Below are 19316 nucleotides of genomic sequence, written 5' to 3'. Positions count from 1 at the left end.
CTCTTATAATTAAAAATGAAAAGTAATTTGAAGAAAAGCTTTTGTATACTAGTGCTCCTAATTATTAGTTGGGCATCAATAGGCAAGGCTGATATAGATACTAACCCTATCAAAATAGAAGAAGAGTCTATAAAGAAAACACAAAAAGAATACAATGTTTCAAATTTGAAAGAATTTTTAGAAGCTTTGGGAAATGATAGAAAGATTATTATAGAAAACGATATACATATTAAAGAAGAATTAAAAAATGTAGTAACAGATACGAGTAAGTTCTTTAATAATTCTTCAGAAAAAGGATGGTTTTCTCCAAAATATGAAAATGAATTTTATGATATAATGGGCACTTATACATCTTCGGTAGATACTAAAGAGTCATTGAGTAAAGATGGTTTCAAAGGCTTTATCGAAAATGATATTGTACTGGTTATAAAAAAAGCACATAATCTTACCATTACGACTAATACTTCTGCAAATATTATTTTGAATCAGCCCGACGACGAAGTAATTAGGTTCGACTCTTTGGTGAATTTTAAGCTGCAAAATTTAAATATATTTCACAGACCTGAAACAGATGGAGGATGTGGTGAATTTGCTCCTGTAATAACATTTTATGATAGTAGAAATATTATAATCGATACATGTGGATTGAATGGAAGTGGTACAGAAGGGATCTATACCAAAAATGTAAATAACATAGCGATTGTAAAAACAGAAGTGTTTAATTGTAATAAAAGAGGGGTTAGTTTTGAAAATAGTAAGAATGTAAAAGTTATAAAAAGTAATATTCACTCAAACCATTTAGATGCTGATGCAGAGTATTGGGATGGTCCAAGTATATTTTATATTATTGAGAGCGATGTTGAGGTAATAGAGACAAAAATTTTTTCAAATTCTAGTATAGATGAAGCCCCCTTTATAGATATTGATGATAAAAGCAAAATCAAATTTAAAAAATGCGAGATATCTCAAAATGAAAATTTTGTTATTACAGAAAAGCAGAAAAAAGAATTTTTTTAAAAACAAGTTTTATACAAGATCTCATATCGTTTATTAATTACCAACCATAATTATGAAAAAAATAATTTGTGTTATTCTGATGATTCAATTTTTTAGTTGTAAAAATGAAACAACAAAAGACGCTTTTAATACTGGTAATTCTGAAAAAACAATTCAAAAATTAGAAGAAAAATTTGTGACAGCTAAATCTGGATTAAATTATAGAAAACAACCAAAAGGCGAAATCATTGGCAAATTAGAATATGGGAAAAAGGTAGTAGTAACAGAACATACTAATATTGTTGAAACGATTAATGATAATAATGATCTCAAAAAAGGAGAATGGGTAGGAATTATAGTGGATAATAAGACCGTATACATTTTTGATGGGTATTTATCAAACGATAAAGATGACGACAATGCTAATGAAGACCTAAAACATAACAATACTGCTGAAATACTTTTACCTTTTGAATATCGTGATTGGGAAGATAAAAACCCAGCAGATAAAATAGACAAAAACTGGTTAGCACTTTATCAAAAAGAAGGGAAATATTATCTGGATAAAGCCAATTATACAATCAAAAGAGGGTATTCTCCTTGTTCTGGAGATTCTACCAAGATCATTGAAGCAAAAAACAAAACTTTACTTTTTATTAATGATACGAACTTAAAATCCGGAGAAATAACATCTATTAACTTTGATAAAAATAAAATATGTCCTCTGGAACAAACATCTTTTCAGTATCATAATATACAATATAAGATCAGAGCCGAAGGTGATATCATTTCATCAGAAAACGTTCATACAGACAATGGTTTAGAACGATATTGCGAGGTAGAAAACTACAGACTCTACATCTCTATAAATAATAATATAGAGTCTTTGTTTTTAGAAGAAACAACGTTTAATGACACTTTTGTAGAACTACTTTTTGTAGGAGACCTTGACTCAGATGGTAGATTAGACTTTATCTTTGAGGCAAACAGACATTATGAAGAAGAAAGAGTCATAGTATACTTATCTTCTATAGCAAATAAAGAAGAAATCATTAAAAAAGCAGCCGAAGTTGCGATTCAGTTTGATTGTTAAATTGTAATTATAGAATGGTACTTAGATGATAATTACTTTTAGCATACTACTAATTAATCTCTAAAGTATATACTTTTATTGTATAGCAATACAATTGAAAAGTTGTATTTGATTTTTTAAACAAGCAGATAAATTAAATCATAAAATATAAATAACCCTTTACTAAAAATTGATGAAGATACTGTCAGAGAAAACTTATCAAATATTTTGGTTTTTAATTCCAGTGATACTATTTTTCTGTTTTCGAGATAGTGATTCCACTATTAGTATAAATATACATGATATGTACTTTGTAATAGCTTATTTCCATTTAGGAATATTTGTTTCCTCAATATTTGCTTTTATTGGTTTTATATATTGGGTTTTACTTAGTTTTAATCGTAAAACAAACAAATGGATGACAATGATTCACACCATTCTAACGATTGGAGGGATATTACTTATCACATTTTCAAATTCAATATTTGAGAATGGTACATATATTTCTACTCATGATCACTCTTATTTTGATAGTGTGATAACGGCTAATTTTGTAATAGCTATGTCAGTAATTATTGTAGTGTTTGGTCAACTATTTTTGTGTATAAATTGTTTGATTGGAATCTTAAAAAAAGAAAAGTAAAGTAACATTTTTCTATACTTTGACACCTATAATAAACATTGAGTATCATAAACATACTATGTAGACAATAAAAAAACATCATGAAAATATTTTTTCATTTTATAGTTGCTCTCGGACTGATAAGTTGTAATACAAAAACTGAAACTATTGATTATTTTGGTCAAGCAATTCCTCAAACTACTCCTGTGGTATTTGGAGAAAATAGTATTTCAATAAAAGGTCGGTTTGAACATGGGATTTCATTTACACCGGATATACAAGAATTAGTATTTGGAGTTTTAGATAAAGATGATTTTAGTGGAAAAATTTATTATTCTAAAAAGAATACTAATCAATGGACTGAACCGGATATTTTTGAGCCATTAAAAAGTAAAAGTGTATATCTTCCTTATTTTTCACCTGGCGGGAGATCTATTTTATATACACAAAGCAAGTCTGTTGCAAATAATAGCGTAACAGATATCTGGATGCTAAAAAAGACTAATGATTTTTGGGGACAACCTGTAAAGTTGAATAGTCCGATAAGTACATCAACAAGAGAATCTACGGCCTGTATGACTTTGGATAATACCATTTATTTTTCATCTAATAGAGGTGAGAGTGGATTGGCAGATTTATATTTTTCATCACCAAAAAACGGAAAATATACAAACGTTGAACGTATAGATATGGTGAGTTCGGTAAGAGATGAAGAAAGTATTTTTGTCTCTCCTGACGAGGATTACATAATTTTTAGCAGGTATGCGACGGATAAAAATGGCCCGGATTTATATATCAGTTATCGAGATCACAATAAAAAATGGGGAGAGCCGATTGTATTAGATTCTACAATTAATTCTACCGATTGGGAAAGGCGACCATTTGTATCTAAGGATCACAAGTTTTTGTTTTTTACTAAACTTTCATTTGATGATAAGGGTTTGGCTGAATCCGATATTTACTGGGTGAACACAACAAAAGTCTTTAAGCCTTTTGTTTTTCATCCGATTTCTGAAATAAGAATTAAGGTTAAAGAAGAAACTAAAATTTCTATACCGACGAATTATTTTAAAGATATAGATGATCAAAAATTAAAGATTAGTTTTGATCATAAAAAGTTTGAATGGGCAAAATTTGATAGCCAAAAAATGATGTTGACAATGCATCCAAATAAGAGTGGTGAATTTGATTTGATATTCAAAGGTGTAGATCAATTTTCAAATGAAACAGAAGATAAAGTAAGAATAATTGTAGAAGAATAATTAATCAATTTATTATAAAAGTTAAAAGCGAGATATAAAAACTTTACATTTTGTAGCTCCTGAAAAAATAGTATCCTTTTATTCAACTAAATACTATCTTTCATATACAAAACCATTAGAAGTCATAAAATGAGTATTCAAAAAAAAGGATCTAGAAAAATAACAGTCAATAACTCTGATTATCGTTGGAGAGTTTCTCGATTTAGGCGAATTTCTGATTATAGAGTTGAAAATGAGGTTTTGTCTGAGGAGTATATAAAAGTTGCTGAAAAATATGGATTAGGTAGTGTTGCAGATATTGTTTTTAATATCCCTATAGAATTATATGATGTTCCTAAATCAAAAATTATAGTAAAATACTTTGGATTGTGCGTAGATGGTTTTTTAGGACCAGAACAGTTCGCACAAATTAAACCAAAATTAATATCACAAATTATAGAAGATGCTATACTTCAAGGATGGAACCCAAATCAAAAAGGAAACTTTACAATAGAGATATATGAGAATACCGGTAAAAAACATAGACCTGCAATTCTTGTGCTTCCAAATTTTGGCAATCAAGACTTAAAAAACTATGATAATTTGGTGAAAGCTATTCAAATAAATTAAAATAGTATCTAATAGCATAATTAAAACTTAGCTAATCACTTTTGATTAGAGTTTATATAATAATTTGATTCAACAAAGGTTTTTATGTTATGCTTTCATAAAAGATCAAATTATGCCAAAGAAAAAATTACTCATTATAGTTTTTATATCCTGTTTTTTTGGCTTAGAAGCTCAAGAGAAGAGTAGTATAAAGTTAAGAATAGAGCCGGGTATTCTTTTAGAAACAGATTCTGATAATTTAGGATTACTACTCAATATTGAACCTAAAATTAAAAGTTCAGCAAATACAACTATTGGATTAAGATTTGGAATTGCAATAAATCCTCAAAAATTTGAAATTGATGATAGCTCTGGATTTTTTATTGATGATTTAGATGATAATGCCGTTATTTCATTTGTACCCACCTTTGATTATTATTTAAATGACAATCATTTTCGTCCTTATGTAGGATCGGGTATCGGATATTATATATTCAATGACATAGATATTTCCAACCGTAATAATTCTTCAGATATTGTAAATGGGAGTGTTAATAATCAACTAGGTTTCTTGTTAAGAGCTGGGTTCGAATTAGGAAATACAAGATTTGGATTAGAGTATGATTTTATTCCAAAAGCAGATATCAAAATACCAGATGATCAAATAATTGGAACGGTCGATAATAGTTATTTTGGTGTTTCCATTGGATTTATACTTTTAGGAAAAAACAGAGTAGAAGAATTATAGAGCCGATGATTTTGTAATGAATTATTGAGATTGAATGCAAAGTCTTTATTTGATATTGTTATAAGAAATAAGATTCCTTTACTTTGGATAGAATTTGACTCAATATTTTTGAGTCTTCGGTTAATAGATGTCCGGCATTCTTAATATAATTAGGTTTTGCGTTTGGTAAGAGATTTGCAAGTTCTTTTGCACCCAGAATTGGAGCGAGCGTATCGTCTTCACCATGCCAAATATGTATAAGGCAAGTAATTTCTTGGTAAGGGATATTCCATTTTCTAGAAAAAATCTTCATATCAGTGACATGTCCTTCTACACCATTAGAAAATGCTTCTTGCAAGTGATCCACTGCTATTTGAAAAGCTTCAGACTTTTTCATTAGACAAATAATATTTTTATCTGCCTCGCATAGTTGTTTAAAAACTTGATTAAACGTTCTTTCAGGATTATTCTTAAGCCCTCTTGCAAAACTTTTACTAATCGATCTAATTAAAAAAGGAGTGTACTTATTAAGTAAGTATCCCAGTTTATTAGATATTGCCATCTGATTCTTATACCCGGGTAGATCTTGTGGAGCTGCACTGCTTATTAGTGATAAAGATGTAAATCGGTGAGGGTATTGCGCAGCACAAGCCATTGCATATGGACCTCCCCCTGATACTCCTCCCAAAGCTGTTTTTTCAAGTTGTAAGTGATTCAAAAACTCATTGATATCAGTAGCCCAACTTAGAAAAGAAGCTTTTGGATTTGGTGAAGAGTTCCCATATCCTGGTCTCTCCGGATAAATCATTTTTATTCCCAGTTGATAGCACAAATCATTTTCTGCAGAGATGCGAGAACCCGGTGATCCATGAAAAACGATAAATGGTATCCCATCTTCGGGGCCATAAGTCGAGTAGCTTAATATTCGATTATCGCTCAGACGAATAGACATACTAGTCCTGTCTTCAGTATGAGCTGAAGTTATTGTTTTCATAAATAAATGATTTTATTATTTACCTTTTAATTCTTTTTAGAGCATTTTCTGATTGTAGGTCGCGAAGAAGATCCCACTTTTTTTTAGTCTGAAAATTCAATCTGTAAATTTCTACATCTAAATCATATCGTTTATCTCCAAAAGATTCGTTGATCAAATTGTCGATTTGTATCAATGATGCTTGTTCCTTTATAATAAGAGCACAGTTAGGGTTAGCCTGCTCAATAAATTGAAAATATACGCTCTGTAAATCGCTGGGGGCTAGTGTAACTATTTTTTTAAATGCTCGGCTGAATGTTTCATAATTTTCATACCCCAATTGATAAGCAACTTGCCGGATTTGAATATCAGACTGAAGTAATTCTATACCCTTTTTTATACGTAATAGCTCATGATATTGAATAGGAGTTACTCCTATTTCGGATGTAAACACCCTATATAATTGAACTTTTGAGAGACAAGCAATATCAGCCAGTTCATCAACTTTTACCGGTTGATACATGTTTGCTTTAAGATGCTCAATAACATTTTTTGTTGCTCTCATATTACAAATATACTACTCGTATACAATACAGAAATGACGAATTATTTCATTTTTAAAGAGCAAACACAAAAAAAATAACAATATATAATGAAAAAACATATAGTTTTTCTAACTCGACACCCATACATACCACGCTATTTTATCTTTATTAAAGAAGTCAAATCTAGCAAAAGGTAAAAAATAATTACTTTTATCTTCAAGTACTATAAGAGATATCATGAAATTTTAATAGCTAAAACAAGTAGCAGAATGAATATCTTAAATATTAATAGAAAAGGCTTTATTGATGATTGGTATATAGCTCTTTTGTACACAACCCACTTACATTTATAAAATATGATAAAAAAAACCTTAATTATAATAGGTGTTATTACAATCGCTTTCCTTGTATATAAAGGATTGAAAAGAGTGAATTTTAATTCTGATTATGAAGTAGGACAAAAAATTGATAGCCTTAATGGAGTTGCCGTATATTATAATGGCGGGGTTGATAATGTAGTACAACGAAACACAAAAGATGGCTATAATCTTGGACTCGAATACCAATGTGTTGAATTTGTAAAACGATATTATTTTGAGTATTACAATCATAAAATGCCAGACAGTTATGGTCATGCGAAAAGTTTTTATGACAAAAATTTTGGTGATGGAGAAATAAATACAAAACGGGATTTGACTCAATATTCTAATCCAAGTGGATCTAAACCAAGAGAAAGTGATTTGATTGTAATGAGTGGTACTATTTTAAATACATACGGGCATGTAGCTATAATAGCAAAGGTTACTGATCGCAAAATTGAAATCATACAACAGAATCCCGGACCTTTTTCTCCATCACGAGAAACGTTTGAGCTTATCAAAACGAAAGACGATACATGGAAAATTAATGACGATAGAGTTTTAGGATGGTTAAGAAAACAATCAAATGAAAAATAGAGTAGCCATAATTCTAATACTATTCGGTTTTTTCTCCTCTTGTAATAAAACAAAGAAAAGTGAAGAAACAATTAAATCAGACAAAATTGTGAAAATAGAATTTACAGATAAACAAGGAAATAAAATATCAAAAGAAGAACTGGCTTCTTCTACAGGAACTTTCAATTATGCGATTTATGGGATTGAAGGAGTCTCAAGATCAGCAATAGTATTACATGAAGAAGCAAGGCAATTTGGTCAAAAAGGGGATTATAAGAATGCGATACAAAAATTAGAGCTGGCAAATAAAGAAGCTCCAAAATGGGCATACCCTTTATATGATTTAGCCTATACCTATTTGCTTCAAGAGGATTATGAAAATGCACTAAAGTATTATCGTTTAACTGATGAGGTAGCTCCCAAAGGATTTTATACTTCTAAAACAGCTTTACATACTCTAGAAAGAGAAAAAACAGGAGAATTGCCAAAGGGACTCTATAGGTCTTATTTGTCTCTGGAATGGATAAATAACGCTTCTGAAAAAGAAGAAATGATAAAACTGTTGGTTCAAAAAATTCCTTCTTTTGCGCCAGCATGGAAAGAGTATTCAAGTTTATTAGAAGGTAAAGAAAGACTAAACGCAATTGAAAAAGGTCTTGAACAAAACCCTGATGTTGAGACTGAAGGAATGCTTCTTATCAATAAAGCTCTTGCAGTAAATGAAAGTGGAAATTTGAAAGAAGCATCTGAAATATTAACTAATGTTATTTTTAATACTAACACCACATTTGGAAATATTGAAATGGCAAAATTTGTGTTAAATAGTATTTCAGAAAAATAAATAACAATCAACAAGATTAGAAACTAGTTTATTCTTAATATCTGATCTTTAACTTGTGCAAAACATGTATCTTAACTAACATTTAAATAAAATGGGAGATAGGCATCAGGATATAGTTATCAAAAATGTTGAAAATAATGAATTAGATAATATCGCTGAAAAGGTAGTAAACTATCTAATCGAAGAAAAAATCATTAGTAGTAAAAAGTCTGATAATGTTTTAGGCAAAGATTTAGGATATGCTCCCGGAGAGCATTGGAATTTAGCTGTCAAGTATCCTGAAGAAGAACACTTTTTAGAGTTATGGACAAATGGTTTAGAGATTCGGAAGGGGAGAACAGTGTTTTGGGCAGATGGAGGAGCGTTTGAAAAAATAGAATGTCCAAAATGTGGTGAAAATAACCTTCATTGTGAATGGGGTGAATTATTTGGTCAATGGATAGAAAACCCTACCTCAGCTAATTTAGAATGCATTACTTGTAAAGAATCAAGTTCAATAAGTGAATACAAATTTGAGCCGATTTGGGCTTTGAGCAACTTAGGTTTTGTTTTTTGGAATTGGCCAATTTTTAAGAATTCGTTTATTATAGAATTAGAGAAACTTACAGGAAAACAAATTATCAAAGTCGAAGGGAAGTTATGATACAAAAATACATCATGCTAGTCTATGAAATCGCAGCGCTTGTTAGGATGTAAATATATTATATCGGTAAATTAACAACAGACAAAAAAATAAGCTAAAATGAAGAGTATAGATTTGAAAAACAAAACAACCGAAAAGTTGGAGTCTGAATTAAAGCGCCTTAAAACGATCATAGGAGCATTGATTGGGGTTTTGATTCTGTTATTTGCGGTTACTATTTATGGGCTATTGACCAAAGAAAATAAATCAACTTTTATAGCCTTAATTGCTGTTGCCATTTCTTGTAGTGCCATTCTTCCGATGCAATTTAATAACATGAAAAAAATAAAGACAGAGTTGAATATTCGAAAAGAAAAATAATGAAACGCTATGCAATAACAAATAGCAAAAAATAGAATTAAAAACTTAACTTCTTTCTAAACATAAAAATGAATGGACAAACTATTACCAATATTAAAAACTTCGGATTATAAAAAAGACGAAAAACTGCTATTCAAAGAATATTTATTTGAAAGTGAGATTTCTCCAATCGTAGCCTATGGAAAAGATAGAGGAAGAATGGTAATGTATGAATCTGCTACAGACGAAAATGATTTTAATTTAAAATTTCCAAAGCTCAAAGAAGAGGCACTCTCAAATCTTAAATCCATTGATGTTCATTATCAAATTACTGATGCAGAAGGGACAAAAATTTTATTTGCAGAAGGAAATGAATATGCAAGTGAAAAAATCCTAGATAAAGATTTTATGATGAAAATCGCTTCAGAATTAAACAGCCAAAGCTTAATGGTTGGAATTCCCTTTAAAGGATTACTTATTGCGATAGATGCTAACTCGCCAATGCGTTTAAAACTGCCTGTAATTGTTAAGCAATACTTCGACAATCCACAGCAAGATAAAATTTCAGATAAGGTATTTATGGTGCAAAATGGAGAAATCGTAGCTATTGGTGGAGAAAAAATACCAAAAACAAATGATTCTGATAGTTTTTCTTTTTCAGAAGATAAAAACCAAAATTATAGCATAGAACTTAATAGCAATAGTATAGATAGGCTAACAGAAGATGTAAATATATCCTTTCAACAAGTGTTATTAATGATCATGCAAAAAAAATCTTTTGGAGGTCAAATTACATTTAAGTTGAATGATAATATCAATCTGGATACTAAATTAGTAGATAAATGTCATTCATACATTAGTCAAATTGAAAAGAATGAAATGCTACAGGTACTTTCTCAAACATTAGCCAATAGTAAGGTAAATTTCAAATTTCTTCATAATGGAGAACTAATTGCTCCAAAAACTTCTAATAGTACAGAAGTTGAAAAGACCGACAATTCAGAGATGTCTAATGAAAAAAATAAAAAACGTTGGTGGGAATTTTGGAAGTAAAAACAATTTGCAATGAACTCGTTTAAACAAGTTCAATAGAACAAATCACTAATTTACTCATAACCAGCAGTGATATATATCTTGCTACTAATGTTATTTTATAAATTTCAAAAAGAACAGTTGTTGTACAATAAATTTATATTCAAGTCATATACCTAAAAGATAATGAGTACTTTTTTAATAATCTTAATTATCATTATTCTGATCATCTTAGTTTTTGAGAAAAAATATAAGTTTATATGGATCCTTATAATACCATCTTTATTTCTATTACAACCTCTCGGATTTTTACTAATGGATATCTACAATAGAAATTTTAAAGACGATGGTTACGGAGATGATTTAGAACCTATTTCTTCAGAAATAAAAAATATAACCAATTATAAGAAAGCTGCCCTGATGATGGTGAATAATTGGAAAAGAATAAACACTCAAATTGTAAAGGATGATCAACAAATTTTAGAAGAAGTCTTACATAATGAACGCGAAAGTACGCCAAGCGAATTAATCGACAGCATGATCACAATTCAAAAAGACTCTTTTAATCTAAGGTTTATAGCTTATCCCGGGAATTGTAAAATAACCGAAAAAGACACCATAATAGAATTTAAGGCGGATCAATCAGATTATAATATGGTTTCTAACGATGCAAACGAACTTTATGAAATACCTCCTTATTCAATATATAAACACAGTATTATTTTTAGTACTGTACCTATAAAAACTTCTATCTACATCAGTCATATTAAAAATAACTTTTACTACAAAATTGATGAATATGATGAATGGTAGTTGTCGAAAATAAAGATATACTAAGCCTTATATAACAAGTAATTTTAGGAAGGGATACCTCAAACATTCAACCAAGAACCAAAAACATTCTTGGGAGAACCTAATACGTTAAATTTTTAACCTTTGATATTCAAATTTGAATGTAATAGGTTAAAATTTTAACAAAAAATACTCTCCGATGAATGTCAAAGCTTAAAACTTTAACAAAAAACATTCAAAATTGAACCTTTGAGATTCAACGGCGAATGTAAAAGGTTCGCGATTGAACCTTTACTATTCAAAACTGAAACTCAAAACAAATTTGATTCACCAAAAACACTTAACGATAAGCTAAAAATAATCCTTTTTGAATCTGAAACGTTTATTGAATTACTAATTACCTGTAAGATCTACAACAAAACCTTTAAGACCGACCAGATCATAAAAAACGATTACCTTTATTATTTTGAACATATTGAGTATTGTTTATGAATCATTAAACTATTGTACATGAAAATCCAACAAGCATTAGCATTAATTTCTGAATTTTTAGCTATTGACCCTTTATCTAAGCCAAAAAATAACCTTCAGGATGTTGAAAGATTAGAGAAAGAATTTAATCAAAAATTACCTGAGGAGTTAAATGAATATATCCAATATCATGCTCTTCAAAGCGATTTCTATTTTGATACTGTCGGAAATCCGATGAGATTGTATGGTATTAATAACTTAAAAAAATTACAAGAAGGGTACAATTATAACCCTATTGAACAAAAAGCAATTGATGGATGGCCAGAACATTATTTTATGCTTGCAGACGAAGGCGCAGATCCTGTTATAATCGATTTGAATTCAGGCAAAATGAAAATCCAGAAATTAATGCATGGTGCTGGTAGCTGGGAATATGGCGAAATAATTGCGGATAATATAGCCCAGTTTTTATTATGCAGTTCGGCATTGCATCATGCTTTGACCGGATTTGAAGAAGAAGCAATAGTTGATGATGAAAACGGTTTTTGTCTTGCCCCTCGAGCCTCTGAATGGTATTTTGAAAATATAAAAAAATGGGCAGGAGATTATCATGAAGAATGGTGTTCTGTTTTTGATAATTATTAGATAAAATATATAGACAATCCTAATTTTTATATTATTTGAAATCGTATGGTATTTTGTGATATGGTAGATTAATACATGCCAATAAAAATTAAGGGTAGTATTACGATTCTACTACAAATAGTAAATGTAGAATAAGAATATAAAAGTAGATTTGGTATCTGAATGTAGTTACCTGTCGGCCCCTAAAGAATAATACAAATAGATTTTTCAAAGAATTAGAGTATTCATTTTATCAAGCTGTATAGTTAGCTAATAAAAAATACTTTTGATGAAAAAATATTCTCTGTTTATTTACACGTTTTTTTGTTTACTACTTGTAAGTTGTAGTAGTAACGAAGATAATTTGGATACTACCGATGCTGAAATGGATCAAAATTCTGGAGGTACTACAGAAGAGGAATCCGGAGAGAACCCAGATGCTCCTACACGAGAAATAACACAACGTACAGACGTAAAAACATTCATATTTGGACATAGTCTTATTGTACATACTCCACCGCTTATTCCTACTCCAAGTGATGAGACAACGGTTCCACATTGGATGCATGCTTTGTCCCAATCTGCCGGGCATAGCTATGCTGTAGATGGTCAATATGGTTTTTTACCACAACATGATAATCTTCCGCCAACTGCTCAATGGGGATTTGATATTGCGTCGGGGGTTTGGAACTCTGAAGTAGAGCCTTTTTCTGAAGCCGATTTTAATACTATATTATTAACTGCAGCTAATTTTATCCAATATCAACCTGCTAATATACCTTATGATGGAGAAAATCCTGAAAACGTAACACCTATACAAGCTACCAATACGATTATTGATTGGGTTACAGAACAGGAAGAAGGCATAACAGTTTATATTTATGAAAACTGGCCTGATATGGCTGGTTTTATGAATTCATTCCCTCCTACGGAAGAAGCGTTTGCCGCTTATAATACCAACATATTAGGAGATTTTCATAATTGGTGGTTGGATTATCATGATGCAATACGTATTGATCAACCTAATGTTAAAATGATTCCGGTAGGACCAATCATAAGTAAATTGCTAACAGATACGGCATTAGAACAAATTCCGATTTTGGACTTATATGAAGATGATGCCCCGCATGGCAGACCAACGATTTATTTTCTAGCAGGTTTGATTACCTACTCGGCGATGTATGGTACACAGCCGCCATCAGATTTTGAGATTCCGGAAACTGTGCATAGTATAGTTAGAGATAACTATCAAGAAACATTAGATTTTATTTGGAATGAGCTTCAAAATTTTAATGACGAGAGTGGAAACAGTCGTGTTTGGTAATCTGTAGAGTTCGTGGTGAAAAGAGGCAATTACATATGTATTGCCTCTTTTTTTTTGATGTATTTTGTCGTCAAACGTAATGTGTATAATTTTTTAAGTTATTTGATTTTCAAATAATGCTTCAATCAAATTTGTAGATATAATTCTATGGCTTTCTATTTGCTTTTATAAAAGCTGTAGGATCTGTATATCCGTCAATATTTTCTGAGTATCCTTGTCCTACAGGAAGGGTAATATCATCCCGTATTTCAAAGTGTAAATGTGCCAAATATATACCATCAGCATTACCTATTGTAGCAATCTGCTGACCTTTGTCTATAAACTGCCCCGAAGAGACCATAATAGTGTCGCAATGTGCATACAGTGATTCTATAACTTTATTATCATGAGTTTTATGCCAAACGCGAATCACATTACCCCAGCCACCACCAATGTTTTCTGCAAAATGTACATAACCGCTTGCAATGCTATATATAGGATCTCCTAGATCAGAGTTGCCCCCCGTTACAGCATTCCAATCATCTCCCAAATGATAGTTTTTTCCAAACTTTTGAGCATTATAATATCCCTTTGCATTAGGTTTACCCACAGGAAAATCAAATCCTTTGGCGATAAATTCTGGATTTTGTTTAAATAATGTAGTGACAGAATCTAATAAAGAGATTTGCACCGGTTTCTTATTTACGTCATTGATTTGATGAGCGGATACGATGCTGGGATTCGTTTTTTGCTCGTGATGACAAGAGTACAAGATAAAAATCAGAAAAAATATGGTAAAGTGTCTCACTATGTTGTTGTTATATCAACAAATTTATTGTTTTAATTGATAATTTTCCATTAAAAAATCAATTGAAAACCCTATTTTTTGATACATGTCTTTTGCCATCTGTGATGCTTGTAAGATTACTATAGAGAGATTATGATTAATTGCGTTGTTGATAGCGTGATGCATGATTTCTAAAGCGAACCCTTGTTTTCGTTGTTCTGGGATAATACCAAGACTATGTATGCCTAGCACATTGTTGGTAACATGCAAAATAACTGTACCTATACACTCATTTTTATAAAAAGCTATAAAATAAGGTACTACATGTATTGTTTTTAATACAACTTCAGGACTTATATGGTAATTGAAAGCATTATAAAATGCCTTGCTCCATAATACTGAATCAGTTTTGTTGGTTACCTTTTTGAGTGTAATCGACTTTTGAGTTTCAAACTTATCAGTAAGTTCCATACTCATACCATACTGCAAAGATTTAAGCATAAAACTATTGCCAGTAAGTAATGGATGTTGAGTTGATGTAGTATTAAAATAAGAAAAGGTAAGCCCATCATGAGTCTGCATTTTAGAGATGATCTTCTCAATACTTTCTTCAGACAGAAGCGCATTTGTCCAGATTCGGTTGGGCCATTGAGAGCCATCTATTTTTGAAATATAAATGGGTTGAGCTTCAATATAATTTTGAAATGATTGTCCTGCTGTTGCCCACAAATGGGTCAGATTTTTGATATTTAATTGTATAGTGTTCATTTTGTATTAATTAAGATGATTCCGATAATCATTATAAAAGCACCTAGTAACCGTTTTGTAGTTATCGGTTCTACCGGTAAGTGTAACCAACCGTATTTTCCTGCTATGATCGAAAAAATAAGCTGTCCGCAAAGACCTAGAGTTATCATTTTGGATATTCCTAATTTTGGGATGGTATAAAAATATAATGAGATACCAGCCATACTAAAAATACCACCAATGCACCACAAATACCAAGGTGCGTTTTGCGTTTTAAGAAGTTGAAAGGTTTCTTTTTGGAAACAAAATAAGAATACAACTCCTACTACTGCGCTAGTAATTGATGTAGCTATTACAGCAAAAACAGGATGCTTGGCCAATGTGCTTAATTGCGTGTTGAAACCTGCTTGAATAGCTAGAAATACCCCTCCCATGAATGCCAGTATATATAGTATTAATTTCATACTGCAAAGATGAATCTATATATTTTATGTTCTCTTTACATATGTTGATGGATATGAATCAGGATTCTATTTTTTTGCGAATTCTACTTAATTGAGTAGGGGTGATACCCAAATGTGAAGCGATATAATGCAAAGGGACACGATTTTCGATATTAGGATGTGCTGTTATAAAATCCAGATATCGCTCTTTTGCATGATTCAGTACAATTTCTATTTCTCTCTTTTCTTTATTGATGACCCAGTTTTTTTCGAGGTATGCAATGTAAAAGTTTTTTAAGTCTATGTTTTCATCCATCAATTGTCGATATTTTTTATAGCTAAAAGAGATAACAGTTGCTTTTTCTATAACTTCGAGTGCAAAATGAGACGGAGTATTTGTGAGTGCAGATACCGTTGATACTACAAGATTGCCTTCCAAAAAAATATTTTTATGGTATATGTTTCCTTCACTGTTAAGGTAATAAGAAACAATGGCACCTTGATAGAGAATGTGTATATGATTAGATACTTTTCCGATAGGAAGCAAGAGTTCTCCTTTATCTAATACCTGAACCTTTGCTATATCGCATATAGAGGCGATCACATTTTGATGAACCGGATAGTATTGGTGAAATATTGATGTGATAAAATCTTTGTATTTAGCAACCTCATACATTCTCTTGATCTAATTTATGAAGTCTAAAAGTAATAAATCCTATTTGAAGAGAGAAGTGCAAAGGTAAAGACTGTTTGTAAGTACATGATATATGTCGACCACTTTTTGAAAAAGAAATAGGTATAGAAGTATATCAACGCTTAAAACACCTATATAAGGTTATATAGGTGTTTTAAAAATTGACAATGTGCTCACTTAAAAATCCATAGTTTTTGGGGTAATTTCGTATATTTTTATGTAGACAATTACCGTTGTAATTATCATTTGTTTTTTCGTTCTTTTATCGAGTTAAAATTAGAGACATAGATATCTGCAATTCTACTAATAGGATATGCTGTAGCGGCTTTATAGTTTGTTTTTCCTAGTTCTTGCCTGTATTCTGGATCAATAACAATCTTTTCTATTGCATCTGCCAGACTATCGATACTGGTAGGATCAAAAAACTCTCCTTTGTATCCTTCTTCTTGTACCAAAAGACTTAAGTCGCCTATATCCGGCATTACAACTGCTTTGCCATAACTACCTGCCTGGTGTAATACACCCGAGCTTCCTGTAGTAGAAGTATAAGGAAAGACAACCATCGCGCTTTCTTCAAAAATTATAGGAACATCTGCTTCTTCTACATAACCGGTAAATACCAGTCCCGGTACGTGGCTATATTGTTGTTGTACCGTATCGAGATAGCCTATTACATTTGGATTATCAGTCCCTGCAATTACAATCTCAAGATCTACTGTTCTTCGGGCTCTTATTTTTTCTACAGCTTCAATCAAGATTTCTACTTTCTTATAGGTCCCAAACTTACCAAAGGTCATAATTTTTAATGCTCCTTTTGGGATTTGATATGTGGGTTCTTTTGGTAACTCAAAAGTTCCATGAGGAATCAAAGCAATATTATTGGCGTGATATTTTTCTTGTAAAATATCTACATATTTGCTAATGGTTACTGCAACGATATCTGCATTAAGAATAAACTTTGTTAAGGTAGTACCAATTGACGTATAGATACGTTGCAAAAGTTTACTTTTTGTAAATCCTGCACTATTAAGATCTACCTGCTCCATAATATTATGTAAAAGAACGATTGTTGGTATCTTGAGCCGTACACAACGTTTTGGTAATAATAATCCGAGCGCTGCAGCTATTTTTTTGTCTCCAAACTTCATGAATTGAAGGTTGAATAAGATAGCATCAGGTTGGGTTTGCTTAATGGCTTTTATCACCGAAAATATATTAGCATAGCTATTAAAAGTCCAACATTTTTTTACAGTTACATGTACTCCTTGCTCAGAAAAATTAAGATTAGCTTGATCTTCTGTTACATCTGTGAGTAATATAACTTCTGAAACGTTACTGTGCTGCCTAAACGATTTGACCAAATGATATGCATATTCATTAAGAGTCACTTTACTAGGGGGATAAGCAGTTACAATAGCTAGTTTCATTTTTTGAGAACGTTATAGTTATTAATGTTTATTTTTATTTATCCTTTAATAACACTTCAAAGATGAAATATTTTTTGGATACCAAAAGAGCAAACCGGTTGAGTGGTTCTTATCTTGCGACGAGTTGACATAAGCCACAGATTAATAGAATTAGGTTATCCTCTGATGTTTTATAAAAAACAAGAGCTGAAAAACTAATAATACAACCATTGCAATGATCTGCATAATTACAACTTGAGCTAAGGTATCGTGAAAAAAGATAATTAATATAATTTGAGATATCCCCAATACTGCCGAAATGAGTACAGGAATATATTGATCTAGCGATAAAAAATAATAGGCAAAAATATTAGATATAGCAAATGTTGAGGTGGCAATTGCATATTTCCATAATAATGGAGCAATACTAATATATTGGTCACCAAACATAATGTTAATCACAAATTCTGGAAAAAAATAACATGTAGTCACAATACTTACCGATAATACCATTATGTATGCTACATATTTAAAAAGTATAGAAGTATGGGGTTGTCCTTCTTTTTGTTTTTCGACTACTTTTGGCAATAACAACATCACAAACATCCATGCAACAAAATAAACAACTCTCCCGATTAAGGCTAGCGAAGCGTAAAGACCTGCTTGATAGGCGTCAAAATAATGCTTAACCATCAAAATATCACTATTGTTTATGATGATTTGTGTTAGTTCATAAAAAGCAGTAAGCAAAAAGAAGCGCATTACATATCTGGATTTTGCAGAAGGCAATGTATGTTTTTTTGTGATCTCTATATCACTGCTTTCAAAAGGTAATAGACCAAATAAAAAGGAGATAGAAATCCCTAATGCAATCAAAATTGAGGAAGGGATATCTATAAGGTAGATCAAAAGGATTGTAATGATCAGTCTACTCAACATTTCACCTTGATATGTAATAGATAAAGAGACAAACTTTTTATTCCCTTGAAATATCCCTCTATTGACACTCATGATAAAATAAATCGGAATCCCGATACCGAATACGATAAACATTTGATAAGATTGTGTATTAAAAAAGTCTTGAAACAACGTAGATAATACAATCAACAGTATCCCAAAAACACTACCGATTATAGTAGCATATTTATATATAATATTGATGAAGTTTTTAAAAATAATATGATCAAACAGAACTGTGAATTTTGCAGTAGACAGTTGAAATGTCATGGCAACAAAGGATAAAACGAGTAAAAAGGTAATTAACAAAGCTGCGTCTGCAAATTCTTTGGGGCCAAGTACTCTTCCTAGTATTAAGTTATAGAGATAGTTGCCTCCATTTACAAAAATAACGCTGATCATAAATTTTTGTTCAGCACTTAGTTTTTGTAGAATCGTATTGTTGATGGTCATTAATAAATATTGTTTTGATTGAATTTTTTGTGTTAACTAAAGATACTCTTTTTTAACAAAACTG

22 protein-coding genes are annotated in these 19316 nt (G+C 30.9%); 14 read left to right on the top strand and 8 right to left on the bottom strand.

All coding sequences use genetic code 11. From position 1 onward, the window contains the following. Window positions 1–15: 15 nt before the first annotated feature. The 6 genes from FHK87_RS04735 to FHK87_RS04710 all read left to right on the top strand — a co-directional run bounded on the left by FHK87_RS04735 (window position 16) and on the right by FHK87_RS04710 (window position 5288). Window positions 16–1017, top strand: coding sequence for a right-handed parallel beta-helix repeat-containing protein (locus FHK87_RS04735; RefSeq protein WP_140590609.1), 1002 nt, complete (start codon window positions 16–18; stop codon window positions 1015–1017). Between the two features lie 52 nt (window positions 1018–1069). Next, entirely contained in the window at window positions 1070–2089 is a 1020-nt protein-coding gene (locus FHK87_RS04730; protein ID WP_140590607.1) for an SH3 domain-containing protein, read from the top strand. A gap of 403 nt (window positions 2090–2492) precedes the next feature. Then, the gene (locus FHK87_RS04725) at window positions 2493–2711 is read left to right on the top strand and encodes a hypothetical protein (protein ID WP_140590603.1); all 219 of its coding nucleotides are present in this window, start codon (window positions 2493–2495) and stop codon (window positions 2709–2711) included. A gap of 80 nt (window positions 2712–2791) precedes the next feature. Continuing rightward, window positions 2792–3952, top strand: coding sequence for a TolB-like translocation protein (locus FHK87_RS04720; protein WP_140590600.1), 1161 nt, complete (start codon window positions 2792–2794; stop codon window positions 3950–3952). Window positions 3953–4081: 129 nt separating this feature from the next. Continuing rightward, complete coding sequence (locus FHK87_RS04715) at window positions 4082–4561, top strand: hypothetical protein (protein ID WP_140590597.1); 480 nt, start codon at window positions 4082–4084, stop codon at window positions 4559–4561. A 112-nt stretch (window positions 4562–4673) separates the two neighbouring features. Continuing rightward, window positions 4674–5288 (top strand): OmpW family outer membrane protein, encoded by a 615-nt coding sequence (locus tag FHK87_RS04710; RefSeq protein ID WP_140590593.1) that lies wholly within the window; start codon window positions 4674–4676, stop codon window positions 5286–5288. A 58-nt stretch (window positions 5289–5346) separates the two neighbouring features. Here the strand turns inward: FHK87_RS04710 and FHK87_RS04705 are convergent, their stop codons facing one another. Beyond that, complete coding sequence (locus tag FHK87_RS04705; RefSeq protein WP_140590590.1) at window positions 5347–6261, bottom strand: alpha/beta fold hydrolase; 915 nt, start codon at window positions 6259–6261, stop codon at window positions 5347–5349. A gap of 19 nt (window positions 6262–6280) precedes the next feature. After that, complete coding sequence (locus FHK87_RS04700) at window positions 6281–6805, bottom strand: helix-turn-helix domain-containing protein (RefSeq protein ID WP_140590586.1); 525 nt, start codon at window positions 6803–6805, stop codon at window positions 6281–6283. A 336-nt stretch (window positions 6806–7141) separates the two neighbouring features. On the opposite strand from FHK87_RS04700, the gene FHK87_RS04695 reads away from it, so the two are divergent. The 8 genes from FHK87_RS04695 (at window position 7142) to FHK87_RS04660 (ending at window position 13786) form a co-directional block, all read left to right on the top strand. Then, window positions 7142–7741, top strand: a complete 600-nt coding sequence (locus tag FHK87_RS04695) for a CHAP domain-containing protein (RefSeq protein WP_140590583.1) — start codon at window positions 7142–7144, stop codon at window positions 7739–7741. After that, window positions 7731–8561, top strand: a complete 831-nt coding sequence (locus tag FHK87_RS04690) for a tetratricopeptide repeat protein (RefSeq protein ID WP_140590580.1) — start codon at window positions 7731–7733, stop codon at window positions 8559–8561. The genes FHK87_RS04695 and FHK87_RS04690 overlap by 11 nt, the downstream gene beginning before the upstream one ends. A gap of 91 nt (window positions 8562–8652) precedes the next feature. Beyond that, complete coding sequence (locus tag FHK87_RS04685) at window positions 8653–9204, top strand: hypothetical protein (protein ID WP_140590577.1); 552 nt, start codon at window positions 8653–8655, stop codon at window positions 9202–9204. A 99-nt stretch (window positions 9205–9303) separates the two neighbouring features. Further along, window positions 9304–9564 (top strand): hypothetical protein, encoded by a 261-nt coding sequence (locus tag FHK87_RS04680; RefSeq protein ID WP_140590574.1) that lies wholly within the window; start codon window positions 9304–9306, stop codon window positions 9562–9564. Between the two features lie 72 nt (window positions 9565–9636). Continuing rightward, window positions 9637–10596, top strand: a complete 960-nt coding sequence (locus FHK87_RS04675; protein WP_140590570.1) for a DUF1444 family protein — start codon at window positions 9637–9639, stop codon at window positions 10594–10596. A 165-nt stretch (window positions 10597–10761) separates the two neighbouring features. Continuing rightward, window positions 10762–11388: a hypothetical protein gene (locus tag FHK87_RS04670; protein WP_140590567.1), complete on the top strand. Its 627-nt coding sequence runs from the start codon at window positions 10762–10764 to the stop codon at window positions 11386–11388. A gap of 489 nt (window positions 11389–11877) precedes the next feature. Continuing rightward, entirely contained in the window at window positions 11878–12483 is a 606-nt protein-coding gene (locus FHK87_RS04665) for an SMI1/KNR4 family protein (RefSeq protein ID WP_140590563.1), read from the top strand. Between the two features lie 268 nt (window positions 12484–12751). Continuing rightward, window positions 12752–13786, top strand: coding sequence for a T9SS C-terminal target domain-containing protein (locus tag FHK87_RS04660; protein ID WP_140590558.1), 1035 nt, complete (start codon window positions 12752–12754; stop codon window positions 13784–13786). Between the two features lie 145 nt (window positions 13787–13931). On the opposite strand, the gene FHK87_RS04655 is transcribed toward FHK87_RS04660, so the two are convergent. The 6 genes from FHK87_RS04655 to FHK87_RS04630 form a co-directional block, all read right to left on the bottom strand. After that, the gene (locus FHK87_RS04655) at window positions 13932–14573 is read right to left on the bottom strand and encodes a M23 family metallopeptidase (protein WP_226294089.1); all 642 of its coding nucleotides are present in this window, start codon (window positions 14571–14573) and stop codon (window positions 13932–13934) included. Window positions 14574–14597: 24 nt separating this feature from the next. Continuing rightward, window positions 14598–15320: a GNAT family N-acetyltransferase gene (locus tag FHK87_RS04650; protein WP_140590553.1), complete on the bottom strand. Its 723-nt coding sequence runs from the start codon at window positions 15318–15320 to the stop codon at window positions 14598–14600. Further along, window positions 15317–15763 (bottom strand): DMT family transporter, encoded by a 447-nt coding sequence (locus FHK87_RS04645; protein WP_140590549.1) that lies wholly within the window; start codon window positions 15761–15763, stop codon window positions 15317–15319. Before FHK87_RS04645 ends, FHK87_RS04650 begins: the two co-directional genes overlap by 4 nt. Before the next feature lie 58 nt (window positions 15764–15821). Next, entirely contained in the window at window positions 15822–16418 is a 597-nt protein-coding gene (locus FHK87_RS04640) for a Crp/Fnr family transcriptional regulator (RefSeq protein WP_140590545.1), read from the bottom strand. A 260-nt stretch (window positions 16419–16678) separates the two neighbouring features. Beyond that, window positions 16679–17863: a glycosyltransferase gene (locus FHK87_RS04635; protein WP_140590541.1), complete on the bottom strand. Its 1185-nt coding sequence runs from the start codon at window positions 17861–17863 to the stop codon at window positions 16679–16681. Between the two features lie 150 nt (window positions 17864–18013). Beyond that, the gene (locus tag FHK87_RS04630; RefSeq protein WP_226294088.1) at window positions 18014–19252 is read right to left on the bottom strand and encodes an oligosaccharide flippase family protein; all 1239 of its coding nucleotides are present in this window, start codon (window positions 19250–19252) and stop codon (window positions 18014–18016) included. Window positions 19253–19316 lie beyond the last annotated feature (64 nt).

Source organism: Aquimarina algicola (assembly GCF_006443095.1).
In the GTDB taxonomy this organism is placed as follows: Bacteria; Bacteroidota; Bacteroidia; order Flavobacteriales; family Flavobacteriaceae; genus Aquimarina; species Aquimarina algicola.
The sequence above is the reverse complement of the archived record's forward strand: the minus strand, read 5'-3'. Positions and strand labels throughout refer to the sequence as shown.